Annotated in this window: 19 protein-coding genes; 11 read left to right on the forward strand and 8 right to left on the reverse strand. The window is 66.1% G+C overall.

Annotated elements, in window-relative coordinates; all coding sequences use genetic code 11:
- Window positions 1–8 precede the first annotated feature (8 nt).
- From ACM9HJ_RS07595 to ACM9HJ_RS07615, 5 genes are all read left to right on the forward strand, one after another.
- Window positions 9–1589, forward strand: a complete 1581-nt coding sequence (locus ACM9HJ_RS07595; RefSeq protein WP_416571108.1) for a lysine--tRNA ligase — start codon at window positions 9–11, stop codon at window positions 1587–1589.
- 241 nt (window positions 1590–1830) lie between these two features.
- Entirely contained in the window at window positions 1831–2043 is a 213-nt protein-coding gene (locus ACM9HJ_RS07600) for a hypothetical protein (protein ID WP_416571109.1), read from the forward strand.
- A gap of 193 nt (window positions 2044–2236) precedes the next feature.
- A complete protein-coding gene (locus tag ACM9HJ_RS07605; protein WP_416571110.1) occupies window positions 2237–4048 on the forward strand; it encodes a potassium/proton antiporter in 1812 nt (603 codons plus the stop codon).
- A gap of 106 nt (window positions 4049–4154) precedes the next feature.
- Entirely contained in the window at window positions 4155–5963 is a 1809-nt protein-coding gene (locus ACM9HJ_RS07610; protein ID WP_416571111.1) for a DUF885 domain-containing protein, read from the forward strand.
- A 159-nt stretch (window positions 5964–6122) separates the two neighbouring features.
- Complete coding sequence (locus ACM9HJ_RS07615) at window positions 6123–6632, forward strand: methylated-DNA--[protein]-cysteine S-methyltransferase (protein ID WP_416571112.1); 510 nt, start codon at window positions 6123–6125, stop codon at window positions 6630–6632.
- Here ACM9HJ_RS07615 and ACM9HJ_RS07620 read toward each other — a convergent pair.
- Window positions 6622–6981 (reverse strand): iron chaperone, encoded by a 360-nt coding sequence (locus ACM9HJ_RS07620; protein ID WP_416571113.1) that lies wholly within the window; start codon window positions 6979–6981, stop codon window positions 6622–6624. The genes ACM9HJ_RS07615 and ACM9HJ_RS07620 overlap by 11 nt on opposite strands.
- Window positions 6982–7076: 95 nt before the next feature.
- Between ACM9HJ_RS07620 and ACM9HJ_RS07625 the strand changes: the two genes are divergently transcribed.
- From ACM9HJ_RS07625 to ACM9HJ_RS07635, 3 genes are all read left to right on the forward strand, one after another.
- Window positions 7077–8147: a lysine-2,3-aminomutase-like protein gene (locus tag ACM9HJ_RS07625; RefSeq protein ID WP_416571114.1), complete on the forward strand. Its 1071-nt coding sequence runs from the start codon at window positions 7077–7079 to the stop codon at window positions 8145–8147.
- An 84-nt stretch (window positions 8148–8231) separates the two neighbouring features.
- Window positions 8232–10364, forward strand: coding sequence for a protein-disulfide reductase DsbD family protein (locus ACM9HJ_RS07630; protein WP_416571115.1), 2133 nt, complete (start codon window positions 8232–8234; stop codon window positions 10362–10364).
- A 243-nt stretch (window positions 10365–10607) separates the two neighbouring features.
- Window positions 10608–11519, forward strand: coding sequence for an RNA polymerase factor sigma-32 (locus ACM9HJ_RS07635; RefSeq protein WP_416571116.1), 912 nt, complete (start codon window positions 10608–10610; stop codon window positions 11517–11519).
- A gap of 168 nt (window positions 11520–11687) precedes the next feature.
- On the opposite strand, the gene ACM9HJ_RS07640 is transcribed toward ACM9HJ_RS07635, so the two are convergent.
- The 7 genes from ACM9HJ_RS07640 to ACM9HJ_RS07670 form a co-directional block, all read right to left on the reverse strand.
- A complete protein-coding gene (locus ACM9HJ_RS07640) occupies window positions 11688–12875 on the reverse strand; it encodes an ABC transporter permease (RefSeq protein WP_416571117.1) in 1188 nt (395 codons plus the stop codon).
- Between the two features lie 14 nt (window positions 12876–12889).
- Entirely contained in the window at window positions 12890–14047 is a 1158-nt protein-coding gene (locus ACM9HJ_RS07645) for an ABC transporter permease (protein ID WP_416571118.1), read from the reverse strand.
- Window positions 14044–14730 carry an ABC transporter ATP-binding protein gene (locus tag ACM9HJ_RS07650; protein ID WP_416571119.1) on the reverse strand — a complete coding sequence of 229 codons (687 nt, stop codon included), beginning with the start codon at window positions 14728–14730 and terminating at the stop codon, window positions 14044–14046. The genes ACM9HJ_RS07645 and ACM9HJ_RS07650 overlap by 4 nt, the downstream gene beginning before the upstream one ends.
- 184 nt (window positions 14731–14914) lie before the next feature.
- Window positions 14915–15985, reverse strand: coding sequence for an efflux RND transporter periplasmic adaptor subunit (locus ACM9HJ_RS07655; RefSeq protein ID WP_416571120.1), 1071 nt, complete (start codon window positions 15983–15985; stop codon window positions 14915–14917).
- 277 nt (window positions 15986–16262) lie between these two features.
- A complete protein-coding gene (locus tag ACM9HJ_RS07660; protein ID WP_416571121.1) occupies window positions 16263–16721 on the reverse strand; it encodes a GNAT family N-acetyltransferase in 459 nt (152 codons plus the stop codon).
- A gap of 218 nt (window positions 16722–16939) precedes the next feature.
- Entirely contained in the window at window positions 16940–17665 is a 726-nt protein-coding gene (locus tag ACM9HJ_RS07665; RefSeq protein ID WP_416571122.1) for a peptidase, read from the reverse strand.
- Between the two features lie 175 nt (window positions 17666–17840).
- The gene (locus ACM9HJ_RS07670; protein WP_416571123.1) at window positions 17841–18353 is read right to left on the reverse strand and encodes a c-type cytochrome; all 513 of its coding nucleotides are present in this window, start codon (window positions 18351–18353) and stop codon (window positions 17841–17843) included.
- Between the two features lie 281 nt (window positions 18354–18634).
- Here ACM9HJ_RS07670 and ACM9HJ_RS07675 point away from each other — a divergent pair, with 281 nt between their 5' ends.
- The 3 genes from ACM9HJ_RS07675 to ACM9HJ_RS07685 are packed head-to-tail and all read left to right on the forward strand — an operon-like array spanning window position 18635 to window position 21807.
- A complete protein-coding gene (locus ACM9HJ_RS07675) occupies window positions 18635–19336 on the forward strand; it encodes a CoA transferase subunit A (RefSeq protein WP_416571124.1) in 702 nt (233 codons plus the stop codon).
- A gap of 17 nt (window positions 19337–19353) precedes the next feature.
- Window positions 19354–20025: a CoA transferase subunit B gene (locus ACM9HJ_RS07680; protein WP_416571125.1), complete on the forward strand. Its 672-nt coding sequence runs from the start codon at window positions 19354–19356 to the stop codon at window positions 20023–20025.
- 60 nt (window positions 20026–20085) lie between these two features.
- Window positions 20086–21807: an acyl-CoA dehydrogenase family protein gene (locus ACM9HJ_RS07685; protein WP_416571126.1), complete on the forward strand. Its 1722-nt coding sequence runs from the start codon at window positions 20086–20088 to the stop codon at window positions 21805–21807.
- Window positions 21808–21873: the final 66 nt, after the last annotated feature.

Raw genomic sequence — 21873 nt, forward strand, 5'->3', positions numbered from 1 at the left:
ATCATGCGATGAGCAGCGAACAGGAATTGGCATTTGCGGCGAAGGCTTGGCCGTTCGAGGAGGCGCGCAAACTGGTCGCGCGCCTTGGCGGCAAAGCCCCGCCCAAAGGCTATGTCCTGTTCGAGACAGGATACGGCCCGTCCGGCCTGCCGCATATCGGCACCTTCGGCGAAGTGGCGCGCACCACCATGGTGCGCCGCGCCTTCGAACGGATGATGCCGGGCGTGCCCACGCGGCTGTTCGCCTTTTCCGACGATATGGACGGGTTGCGCAAGGTCCCGGAAAATGTGCCCAACAAGGAACTGCTGGCCGCCAACCTGCACAAGCCCCTGACCCAGGTGCCCGACCCGTTCGGCAAGTATGAGAGCTTCGGCCATCACAACAACGCCATGCTGCGCGACTTCCTGGACCGGTTCGGCTTCCAGTACGAGTTCCAGTCGGCGTCCGACTGGTACAAGTCGGGCCGGTTCGATGCCGCCCTGCTGGCCGTGCTGCGCCATTATGACGAGATCATGGGCGTGATGCTGCCGACCCTGGGCGCCGAGCGTCAGGCGACCTACAGCCCGTTCCTGCCCATCAGCCCGACGACGGGCCGCGTCCTGCAGGTGCCGATCCTGGAGCGCGACGTCGATGCCGGCACCATCGTCTATGAGGATGAGGACGGGAAGAAGGTGGAAACCCCCGTCACCGGCGGTGCGGTGAAGCTGCAATGGAAGCCCGACTGGGCCATGCGCTGGTTCGCGCTGGGCGTCGATTATGAAATGGCCGGCAAGGACCTGATCCCGTCCGTGGAACTGGCGGGCAAGATCGTCAAGATTCTGGGCGGCACCCCGCCCGACGGCTTCAATTACGAGCTGTTCCTGGACGAGAAGGGCCAGAAGATCTCCAAGTCGAAGGGCAATGGCCTGACGATGGAGGAATGGCTGCGCTATGCCCCGCCGGAAAGCCTGGCGCTGTACATGTTCAACAAGCCGCGCGCCGCCAAGAAGCTCTATTTCGACGTCATCCCGCGCGCCGTGGACGAGTATCTGACCTTCGTGGAGAAGTTCGATGGGCTGGAGCCGGCGCAGAAGCTGGAAACCGCCGTCCATCACATCCATGACGGCCAGGTGCCCAACGATGTGAAGGGCACGGCGGGCCTCAGCTTCGGCCTGCTGCTGAACCTGGCCGGTGCGGCGAACGCCGAGAGTGCCGACGTGATGTGGGGCTTCATCCGCCGCTACGCCGCCGGCGCCAGCCCGGAAACGGCCCCGTTCCTGGACAAGCTGGTCGGCTACGCCGTCACCTATTACCAGGATTTCGTGAAGCCCACGAAACAGTACCGGGCGCCGACCGAACAGGAACGGGCGGCGATCACCGAGCTGCGGGAGGTTCTGTCCACCCTGGCCCTGGATACCCCGGCCGACCAGCTGCAGAACCAGGTGTTCGAGGTCGGCAAGAAGCATGGCTTCACCGAACTGCGCACCTGGTTCCAGGCCTTGTACGAAGTGCTGCTGGGCCAGACCACCGGCCCCCGCATGGGCAGCTTCATCGCGCTCTATGGCGTGAAGGAGACGGTGGCCCTGATCGACGCGGCGCTGGCGCGGTAGGGATCGAAGCTCACCCCGTCATCCCGGCTTTCGCCGGGATGACGGGGATTCGGGATTGAGTCGGACGGGCCCTACCCGTTCAGGTTAACCGGTACTGCCTTCGGGTGGTACCGCCCTTGCCGCCAAATGGCCCCAATCCCGTCCCAACTCCGCCCAGGGCGGCTGTTGTTCTCTTCCTTGTCGTCGGCCGGCTTCCCGCCCCGAAACCGGTACGACGACAAGCCTGTTGGAGGACGACGCCATGACCAGCCGCACCCTGGACCGCACCCTTTCCCGTATCGACCGCCAGAAGCTGTCGGCCATGGGTCTGGTGTTCACCACGGCCCTGCTGCTGGTCATGGCCGGCGTCGCCGCCGGCTCCGCCAAGCCCGGCCGCATCGCCATGGCCAGTGCCGATACAGGCCTGGTGAAGGCGGAAATGCTGGAACGCACCCTGGCCGATGCCGGGCGCTGATCTTTCCGGCTTCGACGTGTTTCCGCCGGTGACCCTCGGGGTCATAGGCCGTACGGCATTGCCCACTATCCTTTCGCTCAGTACCGGACCTGTGTTTTGCAAGTCACAATCGTGGCGAAATAGTCATGACCTTAATCCGGCCATGCCTATAGTGGCGGTCTGAAGGTCACGGGCACGGGAAGAGGGTGCGGGCGTGGAAGCCGTCAACGAGATGATCTTCCTGGCGGGTTTGCTGCTGCTGCTGTCCATCCTGGCCGGCCGCATCTCCTCGCGCCTGGGCGCGCCGCTGCTGCTGGTCTTCCTGGGCCTGGGCATGCTGGCGGGGGAGGATGGGCCCGGCCGCATCCATTTCGGCGATTTCAAGCTGGCCTATCTGATGGGCTCCACCGCGCTCGCCGTCATCCTGTTCGATGGCGGGTTGCGCACCCATGCCGACACGTTCCGGTTGGCCCGCTGGCCGGCGCTGAGCCTTGCCACGGGCGGGGTGCTGGTCACGGCGTTAATCACTGGCGGTTTCGTCTGCTTCGTCATGGATGTCGGCTGGATGGAAGGATTCCTGGTGGGATCCATCATCGCGTCCACCGACGCGGCGGCCGTGTTCTTCCTGCTGAACCTGCGCGGGCTGGCGCTGCGCGGCCGTGTCTCGGCGACGCTGGAGGTCGAATCGGGCCTGAACGACCCGATGGCGGTACTGCTCACCCTGCTGGCCGTCACGGCGCTGACCACGCCGGGTGAATTGCAGCCGCTGCATCTGGTGCTGGAACTGGTGCAGCAGCTGGTGGGCGGGGTGATGTTCGGGGTGGCCGCCGGTTTCGTGCTGGTCTGGCTGGTCAACAAGCTGGACCTTGCCGATGGGCTTTACCCCATCCTGGCCCTGTCCTTTTCCCTGTTCGTGTTCGGCGGGGCGCAGGCGGCCGGCGCCTCGGGTTTCATGGCCGTCTATCTGGCGGGCTTGATCCTGGGCAACCGCCCGCACAAGGCCGACCGGCTGATCCGCCGCTTCCATGACGGTCTGGCCTGGCTGGCGCAGATCGGGCTGTTCGTGATGCTGGGCCTGCTGGTGACGCCGTCGCAGCTGGGCCCCTATCTGGTGCCGGGCGTACTGGTGGCTGTGGTCCTGATGCTGGTGGCGCGGCCCATCGCCGTCTTTGCCGGCCTGCTACCCTTCCGTTTCACCCTGCCGGAACTGACCTATATTTCCTGGGTCGGGCTGCGCGGGGCGGTGCCCATCGTGCTGGCCGCCATGCCGGTGCTGGCCGGCGTGCCCAATGCCGAGGCCTATTTCGCCGTGGCCTTCGTGGTTGTGCTGCTGTCGCTGCTGATCCAGGGCTGGACCGTGGGGCCGGCGGCACGGCTGCTGGGCCTGCTGGCACCGCCGCAGCCGGAACCGCCAAGCCGTGCCGATGTGGACCTGCCCGATGGGTCGGGGCAGCTGGCCGTGTTCACGGTCGCGCGCGACAGCGAGGCGGCACGGCGCGGGCGTGGCAAGCTGATCATCCCCGAATCGGTGCAGCTGCTGGCCCTGATCCAGAATGGCCGGCCCGTGCGGCCGGAGGATGCCAACCGCCTGCAGCCCGGCGACACCGTGCTGGCCATGGGCGACGGGTCGGCCCTGGCCGTCATGGACCGGCTGTTCGGCCGCAAGGTGGAGGCGTTCGACGAGGACCGGCCGGCCGGCGATTTCCAGATCCAGGGCGACATGCCGGCCATGGCTGTGGGCGGCATGTACGGGTTCGATGCGGGCGACGATCCGTCCCTGACGTTGTCCGGCCTGATGCGCCGCCGCCTGGGCCATGATCCGTCGCTGGGCGACCGGGTGCGGGTGGGGGAGATGGATTTGATCGTCGTGGCGCTGGATGGCGGCAAGGTGTCGGTGGTGGGCATCGACCTGACGCCACCGGCCACCGGCTGGGCCGGTTTCCGCGACCGGCTGCGTGCCGCCGGCACCCGCATCCGCCGCCGCCTGTCGCAGCCGATGCGCCGCCAGGCTGCCGCCGGCGACTGACGGTGGTTCCATCCGCCATGGGACCAATTCCATCAAGTCCTTGACCTGGAAACTGGAACAGGCACCCTGCTTTCATCGGACATGAATAATAACGGGTGTTCCTTCCATGATCTCTCGTCGTCATCTTCTGGCGCTGGGCGGCACGACCGCGGCCCTGGCCCTGTTGCCCACTCTTGCCCTCGCCGCCGAAGGGCCGGGCGACAAGGCGCTCTATGCCTTTTTCGCCGAACTGTTCGAGCGTGATGTCGCCGAAAGCCCGCTGCGCGCCATGCAACTGGGGCGCAAGACCGGCTATGACCAACTGGACGATGCCAGCGAGGCCCGCGCCGTGGCGGAGCTGGAACAGGCCAAGGCCGATCTGGCCCGCCTGACACGCGAGTTTCCGGAAGACAAGCTGTCGGACACGGCCCGGCTCTATGCAAGGCTGTTCCGGGAGCGCGCCGAGGACCGGATCGAGGATTTCCCCTGGCGCCACCACCAATACATCCTGACCCTGGTCAGCGGTCCGCACACCAACCTGCCGGTGCAGCTGATCAACCAGCACAAGGTGGAGAGCAAGCAAGACGCCGAGGCCTATATTTCCCGCCTGCGCCAGTTCCCGCGTTATTTCGGGCAGGTGGAGGAACGGCTGCGCCTAGCGGATGAGGCCGGCGTGTTGCCGCCCCGTTATTTCTTCCCCGACCTGATTTCCGTGTCGCGCAACCAGATCAAGGGCCGGCCGGTGGAGCCGCAGGCGGACGCCGAAGCCCCCCTGTTCGCCGATCTGCGCACCAAGATCGAGAAGCTGGAGATCCCGGCGGATGAGAAGGCGGCGCTGGTGGAGAAGGCGGCCGCCGCGATGCGCGAGGGTGTGGCACCGGCCTATCTGTCGCTGATCAAGTGGCTGCAAGGGGCGGCCCCGCGCGCCAACCCCGACCATGGCGCCTGGCGTCTGCCCAGGGGCCAGGAATTCTACGCTTCCTGCCTGAAGCGCTGGACCTCGCTGCCGCTGAGCGCCGACTATATCCACAAGACCGGCATGGACGAGGTGAAGCGCATCCATGGCGAGATCAAGTCCATCATGGACAAGGTGGAGTTCAAGGGCAGCCTGACCGATTTCTTCAATTACACCCGCGACGATGACCGTTTCTATTTCCCCGACAGCGAGGAGGGGCGGGCGGATTATCTGAAGCAGGCCACGGCCTATGTCGATGCCATCAAGGCCAAGCTGGACCTGGTGTTCAACCTGCAGCCCAAGGCGCCGATGGAGGTGCGGGCGGTGGAGAAGTTCCGCGAGAAGAGCACGTCCAGTGCCTTCTATAACGGCCCCTCGCCCGACGGGAAGCGGCCCGGCATCTATTATGTCAACCTGTCCAACATGCGCGCCCGCCCGCGCTTTGGGCTGGAGACGCTCTCCTATCACGAGGGCATTCCCGGCCATCACATGCAGGTGGCCATCGCCCAGGAACTGGACGGCGTGCCCGATTTTCAGAAATTCGGCGGCGGCTATTCCGCCTTCGGGGAAGGCTGGGCGCTCTATACCGAGTTCCTGGCCAAGGAGATGGGCTTTTTCCAGGACCCGTACAGCGATTACGGCCGTCTGGTTGCGGAGCTGTGGCGGGCCGTGCGGCTGGTAGTGGATAGCGGCATCCATGCCAAGCGCTGGGACCGGCAGAAGGCTATCGATTTCTTTGTCGAGAACACACCCATGGACCCCGGCGGCGCGGCGCGCGAGATCGACCGCTATATCGGCTGGCCCGGTCAGGCCACCAGCTACAAGATCGGCATGCTGAAGATCCTGGAGCTGCGCGAGGCGGCGAAGAAGCGCATGGGGGCCAGGTTCGACATTCGCGGCTTCCACGATACCGTGCTGAAGAATGGCCGCCTGCCCATGCCCATCCTGCAGGAACAGGTTGAGGCTTGGTCCAAGGCGTGAGGGCTGAAATCCGGGTCGGAATGCCGATTTCGGCCCGGATTTGGCGGATGGATTTTGAGGCTTGTCTCAAAGAAATCAGCGTAAAGGTCCGATAACCGCCAGCGACAGGGGATGGGGCATGCTAACCCATCCTCCGTCGCCATTCGCAGGACCAAGCCCATGCGCCTGACCCTTTCCACCCTGTCCACGCCAATCGGCACGTCCCTGATCGTCACCGACGATGCCGGCACGCTGCGTGCCCTGGATTTCGAGGATTACCGGCCACGCATGGATCGGCTGCTACACCGGCACTATGGAGCGGTGGAACTGATGGACGGGGCGCCGCCCCGGCCCATCCGCGATGCGCTGACCGCCTATTTCGACGGCGACCTGACCGCCGTCGATGCCCTGCCCACCATCACCAACGGCACGGATTTCCAGACCCGTGTCTGGGCGGAACTGCGCCGGCTGAAGCCAGGGGAGGTATCGACCTATGGCGGCATATCGGTGCGCATCGGCCAGCCGACGGCGGTGCGGGCCATGGGACTGGCCAATGGCGCCAATCCCATCGCCATCGTCGTGCCCTGCCACCGCGTCATCGGCGCCAACGGATCGCTGACCGGCTATGGCGGCGGGCTGCACCGCAAGGAATGGCTGCTGCGGCATGAAGGGGCGGGCGTCACGGGGTGACGGGGGAAACCCCTTCGCGCAACAGGGCCGCCAGCAGGTCGAAATCGATGGTTTCCGGCTTGCGGAAGCGGATGCAGCTCTTGCCATGGTCCAGGCGGGACAGCGCCTCGGCGTGGCGTTCATGGATGCTGAGGTTGGTCACATAGAGCGACACATATTGCTTCTGGCTGGCGAAGGCGAAGACCACCTGGTCGCCGACGCCATAGGCCGGCATGCCCCATTGCATGCTCTCCACGGGGTCGGGCAGGCTGGCCAGCGCCACTTCCCGAATCCGTGCCAGCCATGGCTGTCGGGCCGGATCGGCCTGGGCCAGATATTCATCAACGGTCGCGGCCTTGGACTGCACCATGATCATCATCTCCGGCGTTGCGGCGGGGGAGCATGGCCGCCCCGCCGGCCCGCCGCTTGACAGGCGGGCATGGCAAGGCGCCCATAGGGCCCATCATGCCACGCGATCCCGCCCCCCGTCCCAAAACCCTTCGCCATGTCCGCGATCTGGCGGATCAGGGCCTGGTGGACAAGACCGACCTGCCCGAACTGGAGCGGGTGGCCGCCCAGTTCGCGGTCGCGGTGACCCCGACCATGGCCGATCTGATCGATCCGACCGACCCGCACGATCCGGTGGGCCGCCAGTTCCTGCCCGATGCGCGCGAACTGGACATTCGGGACGACGAACTGGCCGATCCCATCGGCGACGATCCGTTCACGCCGGTGAAGGGCATCGTCCATCGCTACAAGGACCGGGTGCTGCTGAAGCCCGTCCATGCCTGCCCGGTCTATTGCCGCTTCTGCTTCAGGCGGGAAATGGTGGGGCCGGGGGCGGACGCGCTGAACGCGGACGAGCTGGACGCGGCCATCGCCTATATCGAAGGCAATCCGGAGATATGGGAAGTCATCCTGACCGGCGGCGATCCCATGATCCTGTCGCCCCGGCGCATGGGGGAGATCATCGCCCGGCTGAACGCCATTCCGCATCTGGGGCTGGTGCGCATCCATACCCGCGTGCCCCTGGTCGATCCGGCACGGGTGGATGTGGAGATGCTGGCAGCCCTGAAGGGCCCGCGCATTGCCACCTGGGTGGTGCTGCATTCCAACCATTGGCGGGAATTCGGGGAAGAGGGCAGGGCGGCCGTGGCAAGGCTGGTCGATGCCGGCGTTCCCATGCTGGGCCAGACCGTGCTGATGGCCGGCGTGAACGATGATGTGGAGACGCTGACCCGCACCTTCCGCGCCATGGTGTCCAACCGCATCAAGCCCTATCACCTGAACCATGGCGACCTGGCCAAGGGCACCGCGCATTTCCGCACCAGCGTGGCCGACGGCCGCGCCCTGATCAAGGCGCTGCGCGGCGACGTGTCGGGCCTCTGCCAGCCCACGTATATCCTGGACATTCCCGGCGGGCACGGGAAGGTGCCGATGACCGAAAGCTATCTGACGCCGGTGGCCGAGGGGGAGTGGCAGGTGGAGGACCCGCGCGGGAATAAACACGCCTATCGCGATTATTGTCCCGAATAAGCCACCTGCGGCCATAGCGGCACTGGCTGAAAGGCCGCCGGCACATTACATAGGATGCGGTTGCCCTCACGCATGGTTGCGGTGATGAAGAAACTCGGTCTTTCCGTGCTGTCCGCCCTGTTGCTGCTGGCCGGTGCCGCCCGGGCGGAACCCGTCCGGTCCAACTTGGTGGCCACGGACAATGTGGAAACCTTCATCACCCTGGAAACCAAGGGCGTGGCGCCCGGCCAGACGGTCTGGGCGGCGTTGACCCAGAGGATCCGCCCGCACTGGCACACCTACTGGATCAATCCCGGCGACAGCGGCATCCCGACCGAGATCACATGGACCCTGCCGGAGGGCTGGAAGGCCGGTGCCATCGTCTGGCCCGCCCCCACCCGCTTCCCCATCGGGCCGCTGGTCAATTTCGGGTACGAGGATCAGGTGCATCTGCTGGTGCCCCTGACCGTGCCGCAGGATGTGAAGCCGGGTGGGGTGGTGAAGCTGGATGCCAAGGTCGATTGGCTGGTCTGCGAGGAGATCTGCATCCCGGAAAGTGCCGACCTGTCGCTGAACGTGCCGGTGGCGGTGGGAACCGCGCTGCTGGAACATGATGTGGCGTCGCTGTTCCATGATGCCCGCGCCAGCTTGCCCGTGCCCAGCGCCTATCCGGTCGATCTGGTGCCGGGTGGCGACACCCACCGTCTGACCCTGGCCGACCCCGCCCTGCATGGGCACACGATCAAGGACGCCTTCTTCTTTCCCCATGATTACAAGGTGGCCAGCGCCAACGGGGCGCAGGAGGCGGTTGTCGATGGGAAAGGCCTGACCCTGACCCTGGTGCCCGGCGGGGCGCTGCCCCCAGGGCCGGTCACGGGCGTCCTGCGCTACACCGAGGAATATGAGGGCCAGGAGACGGCGCATGTCCTGGCGGTGGAGGCACAGGTGCTGGCCCTGGCGGCGACGGAAGCCGCTGCCCCCCCGCCCGTGGCCGCACAACAAGGCGCCACCCTGGAGACGGGCTGGGCCATGGCCCTGCTGCTGGCCTTGCTGGGGGGCATGGTGCTGAACCTGATGCCGTGCGTCTTTCCGGTCCTGTCGATGAAGGCGCTGGCCCTGCTGAAGCACGGGCCCGAACATGCCCGCCGGCACGGGTTGGCCTATACGGCCGGGGTGCTGGTCTGTTTCGCCGTCGTGGCCGGTGCCCTGCTGGCCCTGCGCGCCGGTGGGGCCGCCATCGGCTGGGGCTTCCAGTTGCAGGACCCGCCGGTGGTGGCCATCCTGGCCTATGTCATGCTGCTGCTGGGCCTGTCGCTGTCGGGCGTGTTCACGCTGGGCGGGTCGGTGATGGGGGTGGGCCAGGGGCTGGCAGGTCGCGACGGGCTGGCCGGCAGCTTCTTCACCGGCGTGCTGGCCACCGTGGTGGCCACGCCCTGCACGGCACCCTTCATGGGCACGGCCCTGGGCTATGCCATCACCCAGCCCTGGCCGGTGGCCCTGTCGGTGTTCCTGGCGCTGGGCCTGGGCATGGCCCTGCCATTCCTGGCCCTGTCCTTCTCCCCCGCCCTGCTGGCGCGCCTGCCGCGGCCGGGCCTGTGGATGGACCGGGTGAAGCAGGTGCTGGCCTTCCCGCTCTATGCGTCGGCTGCCTGGCTGGTCTGGGTTCTGTCGATCCAGGCCGGGCCGGGGGCGCTGGCCACGGTGCTTGCCGGCATGGTCGCCATCGGCTTCGCCGCCTGGCTTTACGGCCAGACGCGCTATGCCGGCACGGTGGGCCGCGGCGTGGGTACGGTTGCGGCACTGGCCCTGCTGTTGGGTGCTGTTATCGGCGCCACAGGGACGACACCCGTCACCGCCTCCGTGGCGACGGCAGGCGAAGCCAAGGCCGCCGGGTTCGAGCCCTGGACGCCGGAGCGTCAGGCCGACCTGACCGGCCAGGGCAAGCCGGTCTTCGTGAATTTCACCGCCGCCTGGTGCGTGACCTGCCTGGTGAATGAACGCACGTCGCTGTCGGGTGAGGCGGTGAAAAAGGCACTGGCCGACAAGGGTGTGGCCTATTTGAAGGGCGACTGGACCAACCGCGACGCCACCATCGCCCGCGTCCTGGAAAGCCATGGGCGCAGCGGCGTTCCGCTCTATCTGCTGTATCTGCCGGGCAAGGCGGAACCGGTGATCCTGCCGCAGATCCTGACGGAAGGGATCGTGCTGGAGGCGCTGTCGGGGCTGCCGGCGGCCTGAGGGCGCAGCTTACCCCCTCTTCTCAACTGACACTTGAAGTCGGTGGAGGGGGGAACTTCCCACCACCGATCGTTGTTGTCCCTGTAGAGCAATGCCGGGGACGAAGGGCCGCTATGTCCTTGCGGATAGTACCCTGGGCGGGCTTGCGGCCCGCATACCGGCATCTTATCTTAGAATTATTCTAAGACGGGTGGACGCGCCCGGGCCGCCCTTGCGGCCTCGCGACCCCCGGGGAGACAGATCATGGCCAGTTATACCGACAGCGGCGAATTCCTGCGGAATTTCACGGCCCAGGCCAACCGTTATCCGATGCTGCTGCCTGAACAGGAGGCGCAGCTGGCCCGCGACTGGACCGAACGCCAGGACCGCCGCGCCTTCGACAAGCTTGTCCATTCCCATATGCGCCTGGCCGTGAAGGTGGCGGGCAAATATGCCCGTTCCGGCCTGCCCATCGCCGATCTGGTGTCGGAAGCCAATATCGGCCTGGTCAAGGCCGTGCAGCGTTTCGACCCGACCCGTGGCTTCCGTCTGGCCACCTATGCCCTGTGGTGGATCCGGGCGGAGGTGCAATCCTTCGTGCTGCATAACTGGTCGCTGTTGAAGGGCGGCAATACCGCCACCCTGAAGCGCCTGTTCTTCAACCTGCGCCAGACCCAGCGCAGGCTGGGTATCCATGACCGGATCATGAGCGATGCGGAGGCCCGGCAAGTGGCGGAGACTTTGGGCGCCAGCCTGGAGGATGTGCGTGAGATGGAACATCGTTTCGCCACGCCCGTCAGCTCGCTGAACGTGCCGGTGGGCGAGGATGGCGACCACGAGGCCATCGACCTGCTGGCCGACGAGACGGAAAGCGTGGAGGAGCGGCTGGCCGACCGTGGCGAGCTGACCGCGCGCCGTGCCCTGATGAAGGATGCGCTGACCCAGCTGGGCGACCGCGAGCGGCATATCTTCGCCGCCCGTAATCTGGCCGACCAGCCGGTGACGCTGGAGACGCTGGCCCGCCAGTATGGCGTCAGCAAGGAGCGTATCCGCCAGATCGAAAGCGGCGCCTACAAGAAGGTGGTGCGCCGCGTCCGGTCCCAGGCGGAGATGGCCCCGACCTTGCCGCCGCCGATGGCGTTGGGCCGGCGGACCGGCGTGATGGCGATGGCGTAAAAGCAAAGGCCCGGTGATCAGCGCTGATCACCGGGCCTTTTTTCTATGTTCCCTCAGGCGCCGGGCGTCCACATCCGTGGGCTTGGCTTACGCCGCATCTGCGGCGGGCCGGCAGTCGCCGACTTCCAATGGCATGAGAAAAAACTCATGCCATTGGCAAAAGTGGCTTCACCCCTGCGCGTAGGCCGCCACGATGGGCAGACGGGCGGCGCGCAGGGCCGGGAAGAAGCCGCCGATCAGGCCGACGATCAGGGCCAGTACGATGCCCTGCTGCACCAGGGCCGCGGTCAGGCTGAAGCTGAACACGATCTGGGTGAAGCCTTCGCCGAGGGTGGAGGTGCTGAACCCGTCGAAGAACAGGAAGGTGACCAGCGCCCCCAGTCCGCCGCCGATGGCGGCCAGCACCAGGCTTTCCAGCAGGGTGGCCACGAAGCTGGGAAAACCGCCGAAGCCCAGGCAGCGCAGGGTCGCGATCTCGCGCGAGCGGGCGGCGACGGAGCTGTACATGGTGTTGAGCGCACCGGCCAATGCGCCGATCGCCATGGCGATGGCCAGCGGCCAGCCGGCATTGCGGATCAGCTTGATGGTGCCGGACGATTGGCCCGCGAAGAAGCCCTTTTCCGACTGCACCGCCAGCTTCAGGCGCGGTTCGTTTTCCACATAGGTGCGCAGGCCGTCGATGGCGTCCTGGTTCTCCAGCCGGACGCGGATGGTCTGGAAGCTGTTGCCGCGCCGGAACATGCTCTGCACCACGGTGACGTCGCCCCACAGCTCGCTTTCGAAGACGGAGCCGTTCATGGCGAACACGCCCACCACCTTCCAGGTGGCCGTGCCCAGCTTGATCTCCCGGCCCAGATCGAAGCCGGCGAATTCCCGCAGCAGGTTCTCCCCCACCACGATCTCGTTGCTGCCGGGTTCGAACATCCGGCCCCGGGTGATGGCCCAGCCGTCGCGCAGCGGCGCCCCGTCCAGCCCGATGCCGCGCATGGGCAGGTTGGATTTCAGGCCCGTGGACCGCTTGATGCCATCGACGATGACGTAGAGTTCGGCCGAGATGACGGCGTTGCCATCCGGCTTGCGTACGATGCCCGGCGCCTCGCCCACCAGGCGCACCTGGTCCAGCATTACGACGGAATTGATCTCCTGCTGCGAGCCGTCGCGCATCAGGATGGCGATGTTGTCGGAGCCGGAGCCGCTGATGGTGCGCTGGAACCCGGCCGCCATGGCCAGGAAGGACAGCAGCACCATCACCACCATCGCCACCGCCACGATCGTGGAGAAGGACAGCCAGAAGCGTTGCGGCAGGCTTTTCAGGTTGATGGCGGAGACGGCGATGATCTGGTTCAGGATACGCATGTGTCGCTCCCCGCTCACTGCCGCCCGAGGGCGGTGACGATGTTCAGCCGAAGCGCATTCCAGGCCGGCACCAGCCCGGTCATCAGACCCAGCGCCAGCATGATGCCCACCCCCAGCGCCACATAGGGCAGGGTCAGCGCCAGGCCCGGCATGCCGACCGCCTTCTTCATCCACAGCAGCAGCAGGCCGGCGGCGCCCAGCGCCGGCAGCGCGCCCAATGCGGCCAGCAGCAGGCTTTCCCCCAGCACCAGCCGGAAGATGCGGCCCGACGGGAAGCCCAGCGTCTTCATCACCCCGATCTCCTTCGTCCGCTCGCGCACGGCCATGACCATGGTGTTGCCGACGATCATCAGGATGGTGAAGAAGGCCGCCCCCACCACCAGCGTGATGATCAGGGCGATGTTGCCCAACTGCGCCGCGAACGCCTGGCCGAAGGCCTTTTCCGTGTCGGTGGCGGTTTCGGCGGGGGAATTGGCGAACATCTCATCGATCACCTTGGCGATCTTCTGGTTCAGCGCCTTGTCCGCCGTTTCGATGATGACATAGCCGATGGTGTTCTGGCCGAAGGTCACCGACTCGCTGAAATAGTCGTAATGGAAGATGCCCCAATCGGTGCTGCCATCCTCGCGCGCCGGATCGACGATGCCGGAGATGGTGAACTCCCAGCTCTGCTTGCCGGTATTCTTGTTGGTGTAGATGTTGGAGTTCAGCGGGATGCGGTCGCCCACCTTCCAGCCGTTCTTTTCCGCGATCTTGCGGCCGACCAGCAGGCCCGTGCGATCGGCCAGGAAGGCGGCCTTCTGGTCGGCGGCCAGCAGGACGTCGCCGGCATAGATGTCCAGATAGCTTTCCGGGTCCACGGCGAAGGTCATCACCAGGTTCTTGGGGTCCTGGTAATAGCCGCCGAACCAGTTGGCATGGCTGGCCTGGACCACGCCTTCCACCGACCGGATGCGGTTGATATAGGCGAGCGGCAGCGGCTGGGTGAAGTTGATCTTATTCATGGCGACCAGCCGGTTCTCACCCGCCGCGTTGCCGAAGCTGTCAAAGCCGTTCTGCACGCCGGCCAGCACGCCGAAGATCAGGAAGGCGAAGAAGATCGCCACGATCATCAGGGCGGCGCGCAGCTTGCGGCTGAACAGGTTGGCCAGGATCAGGGAGAAGTCGCTCATGCCGCCACCTGCTCGACGAAGCGGCCCTTGTCCAGATGCAGGACCCGGTTTGCATAGCGCGCGGCCTCCGGGTCATGGGTGACCATGATGATGGTCTTGCCCATTTCCTTGTTCAGCAGCTGGAGCATGGAGAGGATCTCATCCGCCGTCTTGCGGTCCAGGTCGCCCGTCGGCTCGTCGCAGAGCAGCATGCGCGGATCGGCGACGATGGCGCGGGCGATGGCTACGCGCTGCTGCTGGCCACCCGACATCTCACGCGGGAAATGTTTGGCGCGTTCGGCCAGGCCCACGATCTGCAAGGCGGTTTCCACCCGCTTGCGCCGTTCCCCGGCCCCCAGGCTGGTCAGCAGCAGCGGCAGTTCCACGTTGCGGGCGGCGTTCAGCGCCGGCATCAGATTGTAGAACTGGAAGATGAAGCCGACATTGGCGGCGCGCCAGGCCGACAGCTGGCCTTCGCCCATCTGGTCCAGACGCTGGCCGGCGAAGGTGATGGAACCGGCCGTGGCGCGGTCGATGCCGCCCAGCAGGTTCAACAGCGTCGTCTTGCCCGACCCCGACGGCCCCATGATGGCGATGAAATCACCCTGTTCGATGGTCATGTCCAGATGGTCGAAGATGGTGATGGTCTCCCGCCCCTTCACGAAGCGCTTGGCCCCACCCTGGATGCTGATCAGTGCCGTCATGGTTCTTCCCCCAAGTGCCGGCCAGCAAGCCGGAAAGATGTGAACGCATTCCCGCTGATCGTGACCGATCATCGGGCCTCAGGCGCCGGCGCCCACATCCGTGGGCTCGGGCTTACGCGCCACGAGGCGCGCGGCGGCAGTCGCCGCCGTCGATCCCCGGTGACTTCTCACCGGGGATCGGATTTCAGTTCCCGGTCGGGCGCGCGTCCAGGAAGGTGACCTTGGCGCCCATGTCGGGCAGGACGCGGGTGTCGCGCTGTTCCAGCTTGATGCGCACCTTGATCGTGGCCTTGTCGCGGTTGGCGCGGGGCACGACGGCGATGACGCTGGCCGGGATCTTCCAGTCCGGATAGGCGTCCAGCAGCGCTTCCACCTTCTGGCCGGGGCGGACGCGGCCGATATTGGCCTCATTCACGTCCACCTCCACCTCCAGGCTGTCCATGTCGACCAGGGTGCAGACGCCGGTGCGGGTGAAGCCGCCCGACGACATGGGCGAGATGATCTCGCCCGGCTGGGCGTTCTTGTCGATGACGACGCCATTGAAGGGTGCCCGCACGATATGGCGGTCCACCGTCTCCGTCTGTCGCGCCACGGAAATCCGGGCCACCTCCAGATCGGCGCGGGCCCCCTTCAGCTGGGCGCGCAGGGTTTCGGTGCGCGCCTGCACGCGCGTCAGCTCCGCTTCGGAAGCGTTGGACGCGCGGGAGAGCGAGGAGGTGCGGGCCAGGATGCGTTCGGCATCGCGCAAGTCCGCGCCCAGCCCCTCGATCTGGGCCTGGGCGGATGCGACGCGAGCCTTGGCCAGGTCCAGGTCGATGCCGGCCAGGGTGGCGTCCAGGCGGGCCAGTTCCTGGCCCTTGGTCACCACCATGCCTTCATCGACCAGCACATCCTGCACCCGGCCGGTGATCTCCGCCGACACGGTGGCCGTGCGCCGTGCCACGATATAGCCCGACGCCACCAGCGTGTTGGACGGGCGCGGGGCGGGGGCGGCGCTGGGCGTGGCGGCCGATGCGGTGCCGCTGCCCGCCGTGGCGGCTGCCGCGACGGGCGCTTTGGCCGGCGCCGCTTCTTCCCCCCCGAACAGGGCGGGACCATAGACGCCGCCGGCCACACCCAGGCCCAGCAGGGCGACGACGCCCACGCCCTTGGCCCAGCCCGGCAGGCCGGACCGGCGCGGGGCCAGGCCCGCCGCCGGCATCTCGGCCGGGCGGTCGATGGTCAGGGAGCGCAGCAGGTCACGTTTATCAGTCATCGTATCCGTCCAGCATCCAGACAATTCCCCCGCCGGCCTCGGCGGAACCGGAGGGGGAGGTCGGTCGGGGCGGCTTGGATATCTGCACTGGCGCCTTCGTTTTCACGCCCGAATACGCGAAACAAACCCGCGGCTTCGTGAAACGCGCCCGCCCGCCATCCCCGGCCTCCCGACCCGCATGGCGGCAGCGACCCTATCATGGTTACCGCCGGAACCAAAGGGGAACGACAACGCTGTCGGAATTCGGGCGTGTGTGCCGGATCGGGGGTGCGGGGGATCAGGCCAGCAGCTTCACCGTATAATGCACCAGCTGGTCGGCGCCGCCGGTGACATTGTCATAGAGCGCGCGGGCCGGGGCGTTGTTGTTCCAGCTGGTCCAATAGACGCGGGCCCAGTTGCTGGCCCGTGCGGTGTCGATGATCCGGTCCAGCATGGCGCGGCCCACACCGCGGCGGCGATGCTCGGCCGCCACGAACATGTCCTCCAGATAGCAGAACGGATGCAGCGACCAGGTATTGTCATGCAGGATCAGGTGGCAGAAGCCGATGCCCGTGCCGTCCGCGTCACGGGCGATGAAACCGCGCATGGAAGACGTGGGGTCCAGCATCCGGGCCCAGATGATGTCGGTGGTCAGCGGTTCGACATTGACGGTATAGCGCGTCAGGTACGCGGCCCAGTGACGGCGCCAGTCCGCCTCATCCTCGGGCGCGGGGGGGACGATGCTGAAATCCGCCACTGCGGGGAACTCCCGTTAACCATGCCGACAGCAAGGTTACGTCCCCAGGCGTGTTCATGTCCAATAGCTTTACCCGTTTTGGGGGTGTGCCGTCGGACTTGTCACGCCCGGGTGCGGGGAAGGCACATCGGCGTATGCAATCTTTTGCCGAGGATGGCGGTTCCCCGTCACGGCCCCTCCATGGGCCATGACGGGTCCTTGCGAATCGGCAAGGATGTTCACTTGGGCAGCAGCGTATCCATCCACGGGCCATTGGGCAGGCGGTTGGCCAGGTCGGTGATGTGCTTGTTCCACCAATGCCTTTGTTCGACCAGATGGTCATAGTCGAACTGGTCCTCGCGCCATTTCCGGTCGGACGGATGATAGGTCATCACGTCGATCGGATATCCCACGTCGGCGGAGGAATAGCGCGTGCTGTCGAAGGAGAGATAGGCCAGCTTCAGCGCCATCGGCATGGTCGTCTCATGCTTCAGCGCCCGGTCCAGGATCGGCTTGCCATAGGTGGTGGCGCCGATGGACAGGTAGGGCGTGCGCTCATCCACCTCGATCCAGTTGCCCTCCGGATAGATCAGGAACATGGTCGGTTCCTCATCCTTGGACAGCTGGCCGCCGATGATGGCGTGCAGGTTGAACTTCAGGTTCGACGCCTCCAGCGCCTCCTTGTCCTCCTTGGCCACGGTGCGCAGGCACTGGGCGAAGGCGTTGGCGGCGTCCAGCATGGTGGGGAAGGGCTTGGCCTTCTTCTCCGCCATTTCCCGGCGCAGATAGGCCAGCGTCTTGTCGCGCACCGACCGCAGGCCCGAGGTCATGACGAAGAACTGGTCCTTGCCGTTCTTGATCAGGGTTACCTTGCGGGCGGCCGTCACCTGGGTGCCGGCGGTGATGCGGCCATCGGCCAGCGCGATCAGCCCGTCCTTGATCTTGATGCCGAGACAGTAGGTCATGATGGTCCTGGGTCGGGGGTACGGAGGTGGCCGGCATCCTGTCACGCCACCACCTTCCCGTGAAAGCCCGAAAGGGGCATTCGCCCCTTGCATTTATGTTCCCTCAGGCGCCGGGCGGACACATACGCGCCCTGGGCTTGCGCGTCACGTGGCGCCGTACTTGTGACCTGCCGTATCACTTGCCCGGCATGACCAGGGTGAAATAGGGCAGGGTCGGCTTTTCCGTGGGGCCGAAGGGGCCGGGCACCTTGGTCGATACCGGCTTCAGGCTGCGCAGATAGGCGACGATGGCATCGGCATCCGCGTCCGTCATGTTCTTGTAACCCATATAGGGCATGACCGGGGCAAGCTGGCGCCCGTCGGGGCGTACCCCGGTGCGCAGGGCCGTGACGATCTCCGCATCCGACCAGGCACCCAGGCCGGTTTCCCGGTCCGGGGTCAGGTTGGACCCGACGAAGACGCCCATGCCCGGCACCTGCCAGCCGACATCGCTGCCGCCCAGAGGCCGGGCCATATCGGGCTTGCCCTGCATCGTGCCCGCCGTATGGCAGTCGCCGCAGCCCATGATGCCCACCAGATAGGCCCCGCGCGCCGTGTCGCGGGCGGGTGCGTCGATGGCGGCGGCCAGCAGCAGGGAAAGGGCCAGGGCCGGGCGCAGAAGGCGGCCCGGATTGAAACGCGTACGCATGATTTGAAAACACCTTTGACGTTTCGGATGACGTTTCGGGTCCGATCCCGGGGCCATCCCGGCCCGCCAACCCATCTGCAGATAATCTTGCCGCCCTCGCCACGGCCGCGCCACAGGAGTAACATTGGAAACAAGGTAGTGCCCGTCCACGCACTACATATTTCAAACATGAAAATCGAATCAACTTTCATATTTGTGGGTCATGGCGCATTGACTCCCATGCTGCACCGCCGTACACCTCTGGGGAAAAGCCCATAATGGAGGAGGCCGCGGGCGCGCACATGAGCAAGAAAGTCTATACCGATGCCGTATCGGCCCTGGCTGGGCTGCTGCGCGACGACATGACCGTGATGGCCGGCGGGTTCGGCCTCTGCGGCATTCCCGAAAACCTGATCGCGGCGATCAAGCTGTCGGGCGTGAAGGGCCTGACGGTTATCTCCAACAATGCCGGCGTGGACGGGTTCGGTCTTGGCCAGCTGTTGGAAACCAAGCAGATCGCCAAGATGGTCTCCTCCTATGTGGGTGAGAACAAGCTGTTTGCGCAGCAGTTCCTGTCCGGTGAATTGCAGCTGGAATTCAACCCGCAGGGCACGCTGGCCGAGCGCATCCGCGCCGGCGGTGCGGGCATCCCCGCCTTCTTCACCAAGACCGGCGTGGGCACGCTGGTGGCGGAAGGCAAGGAACTGCGCGAATTCGACGGCGAGACCTATGTCATGGAACGGGGCTTGCGCGCCGACCTGGCCATCGTGAAGGCCTGGAAGGGCGACACGGAAGGCAACCTGATCTACCGGAAGACCGCGCGGAACTTCAATCCGATGATGGCCATGGCGGGCAAGGTTACGGTGGCCGAGGTCGAGCAGCTGGTCAATGTCGGCACCATCGATCCCGACCATGTCCACACGCCGGGCATCTTCGTGCAGCGCATCATCGAAGGCACGCACGAGAAGCGCATCGAACAGCGTACCACGCGTAAGCGCGACTAAGGGCGAGGGGAAATAAAATGGCTTGGACCCGTGAGGAAATGGCCGCCCGTGCTGCGAAGGAACTGCGCGACGGCTTCTATGTGAACCTGGGCATCGGCATCCCGACCCTGGTGGCGAACTTCATCCCCGACGGCATGCATGTGACCTTGCAGTCGGAGAACGGCATGCTGGGCATGGGCCCCTTCCCCTTTGAAGGGGAAGAGGATGCCGACCTGATCAATGCCGGCAAGCAGACGATCACCGAACTGTCCTACAGCAGCTATTTCAGCAGTGCGGACAGCTTCGCCATGATCCGTGGCGGGCATATCGACCTGTCGGTGCTGGGCGCCATGCAGGTGGCCGCCAATGGCGATCTGGCCAACTGGATGATCCCCGGCAAGATGGTCAAGGGCATGGGCGGCGCCATGGACCTGGTGGCCGGCGTCAAGAAGGTCGTGGTGGTGATGGAACATTGCGCCGTCGACAAGAAGACGGGCGCCATTGAACCGAAACTGCTGAAGGCCTGTTCCCTGCCGCTGACCGGCGCCCGCGTCGTCGATCTGGTGGTTACCGACCTGGGCGTGTTCCAGGTGGACAAGCAGGGCACCGGCCCCCTGACCCTGATCGAACTGGCGCCCGGCGTGACGCTGGACGAGATCAAGGAGAAGACCGAGGCCGAGTTCGCGGTGGCCGAAGGGCTGGCTGCTTAATACTCCTTCCCCCGACCTCCCCGTTTCGTCATCCTTTGACCAAACGGGGAGGATGCGGGCATGAGTGACGCCGCCGATTATCCGCGCACGGCGCGCGGCAGCAATTTCTTTGAAACCGACACCAACCTGATCCGCCTGCTGGAACGCCGCGCGCCGCATGTGCTGGAGGCGCATGAGGGCAGGCTGTCGGAATTCGGCGCCTGGGCCGGTGACGCGCTGGACCGGCAGGCCGAATATACCGACCGGTTCGCCCCGCCGCGTCTGGACGGGTACGACATCGACGGCAACCGCACGGGCCGCGTCGTCTTCAACCCCGATTACCTGGCCTGCCATGCCGAAGCCTATAAGCGCGGGGCCGTGGGCTTGGCCTATCTGCCCGAGGGCAAGGGACCGACGGGGGCGCCCAGCCATGCCGCCTGTTTCACCATGGGATACATGCTGTCGCAGGCCGACATCTCCATCCATTGCCCTGTCACCATGACGGGGGCGGTGGCGCATGTGCTGGATACGCTGGCGCCGGCCGATGTGCGCGGCCGCTATCTGCCGGAGATGATCCGCATGGATGGGCTGGCCCTGTCCGGCGGCACCTGGGCGACGGAGCTGCATGGCGGGTCGGATGTGGGGGCCACCACGACGCGGGCCGAGCGGCGTAACGACGGCCACCGCCTGCATGGCATCAAATGGTTCACCAGCAATGCCGGCGCCGGCCTGGCCATGGCCACGGCAAGGCCCGATGGGGCGGAGCCGGGCGGCAGGGGGCTGGGCTGCTACCTCGTTCCCTCCCACCTGGAGGACGGCACCCAAAACCATCAGCGTGCACGGCGCCTGAAGGAGAAGGCGGGGACCAAGGGGCTGGCCACGGCGGAGCTGGACCTGAATGGCTGCTGGGCCGTGGAGTTGGCCCCACCACCCGACGGGCTGAAGATGATGATGGCGGCGCTGGAATACAGCCGCATCCATAATGCCGTGGGGTCGGCCGGGCTGATCCGCCGGGCGTTCCTGGAAAGTGCGGGCTGGGCCACGCACCGCGTGGCCTTCGGCAACCCCATCCGCCAGTATCCGATGGTGCAGGACCAGCTGCTGGACATGATGATGGAGCAGGAAGCGGCCACCGCCCTGGCTTTCGAGTCGGTCCTGTCCTTCGATGCGCATCTGGCCGATCCCGACATGGGCGGGGACTGGCTGCGGCTGGCGACCGCCTTGGCCAAGTACCGCACGGCCGAGCAGGCGGTGACGGCTTGCCGTCAGGCGGTGGAGATGGTGGGCGGCAACGGCTATACCGACGAGATGGCGACCAGCCGCTTCTATCGCGACTGCCTGGTCGTGTCGGTCTGGGAAGGGCCGGCCAATATCCAGGCCCTGGAACTGCTGCGCATGGTCACGGGCAAGCGGCCGGGCGACCAGATGTTCCTGGGCCGGGTGGGCACCATCCTGTCCGACCTGCCGCCGACATCGCGCGAACCGGCGGCGGCGGATGTATCGGCCATCCTGGAAGGGGCGGTCGAGGAATGCCGCGCCGCCCTGTCCTTCCTGCGGCGCAATCCGGAACAGGGGCCGCGCCATGGACGGCGCCTGCTGACCCTGATGGCTGATACGCTGGCGGCAGCACTGCTGTGCGAGGAGGCGGTGGCGGAACTGAAATGGGGCGACCGGCGCAAATGGCTGGTGGCCAGCCGCTTCGTGCTGAAGGTGCTGGGCAAGGCCGACCCGATCACCGCCGACATCGACCCGGCCAATGCCGAGTTCGATGCCGTGCTGGCGTACGAGCCGGTGGATTGGTGAAAGGTTATTTTTTCCTCAAGCGCCGGCGCCGCATCCGCGGCTTGGCTTCACGCCGCACGTGCGGCG

This window comes from Niveispirillum sp. KHB5.9 (assembly GCF_048066115.1).
Classification (GTDB): Bacteria; Pseudomonadota; Alphaproteobacteria; order Azospirillales; family Azospirillaceae; genus Niveispirillum.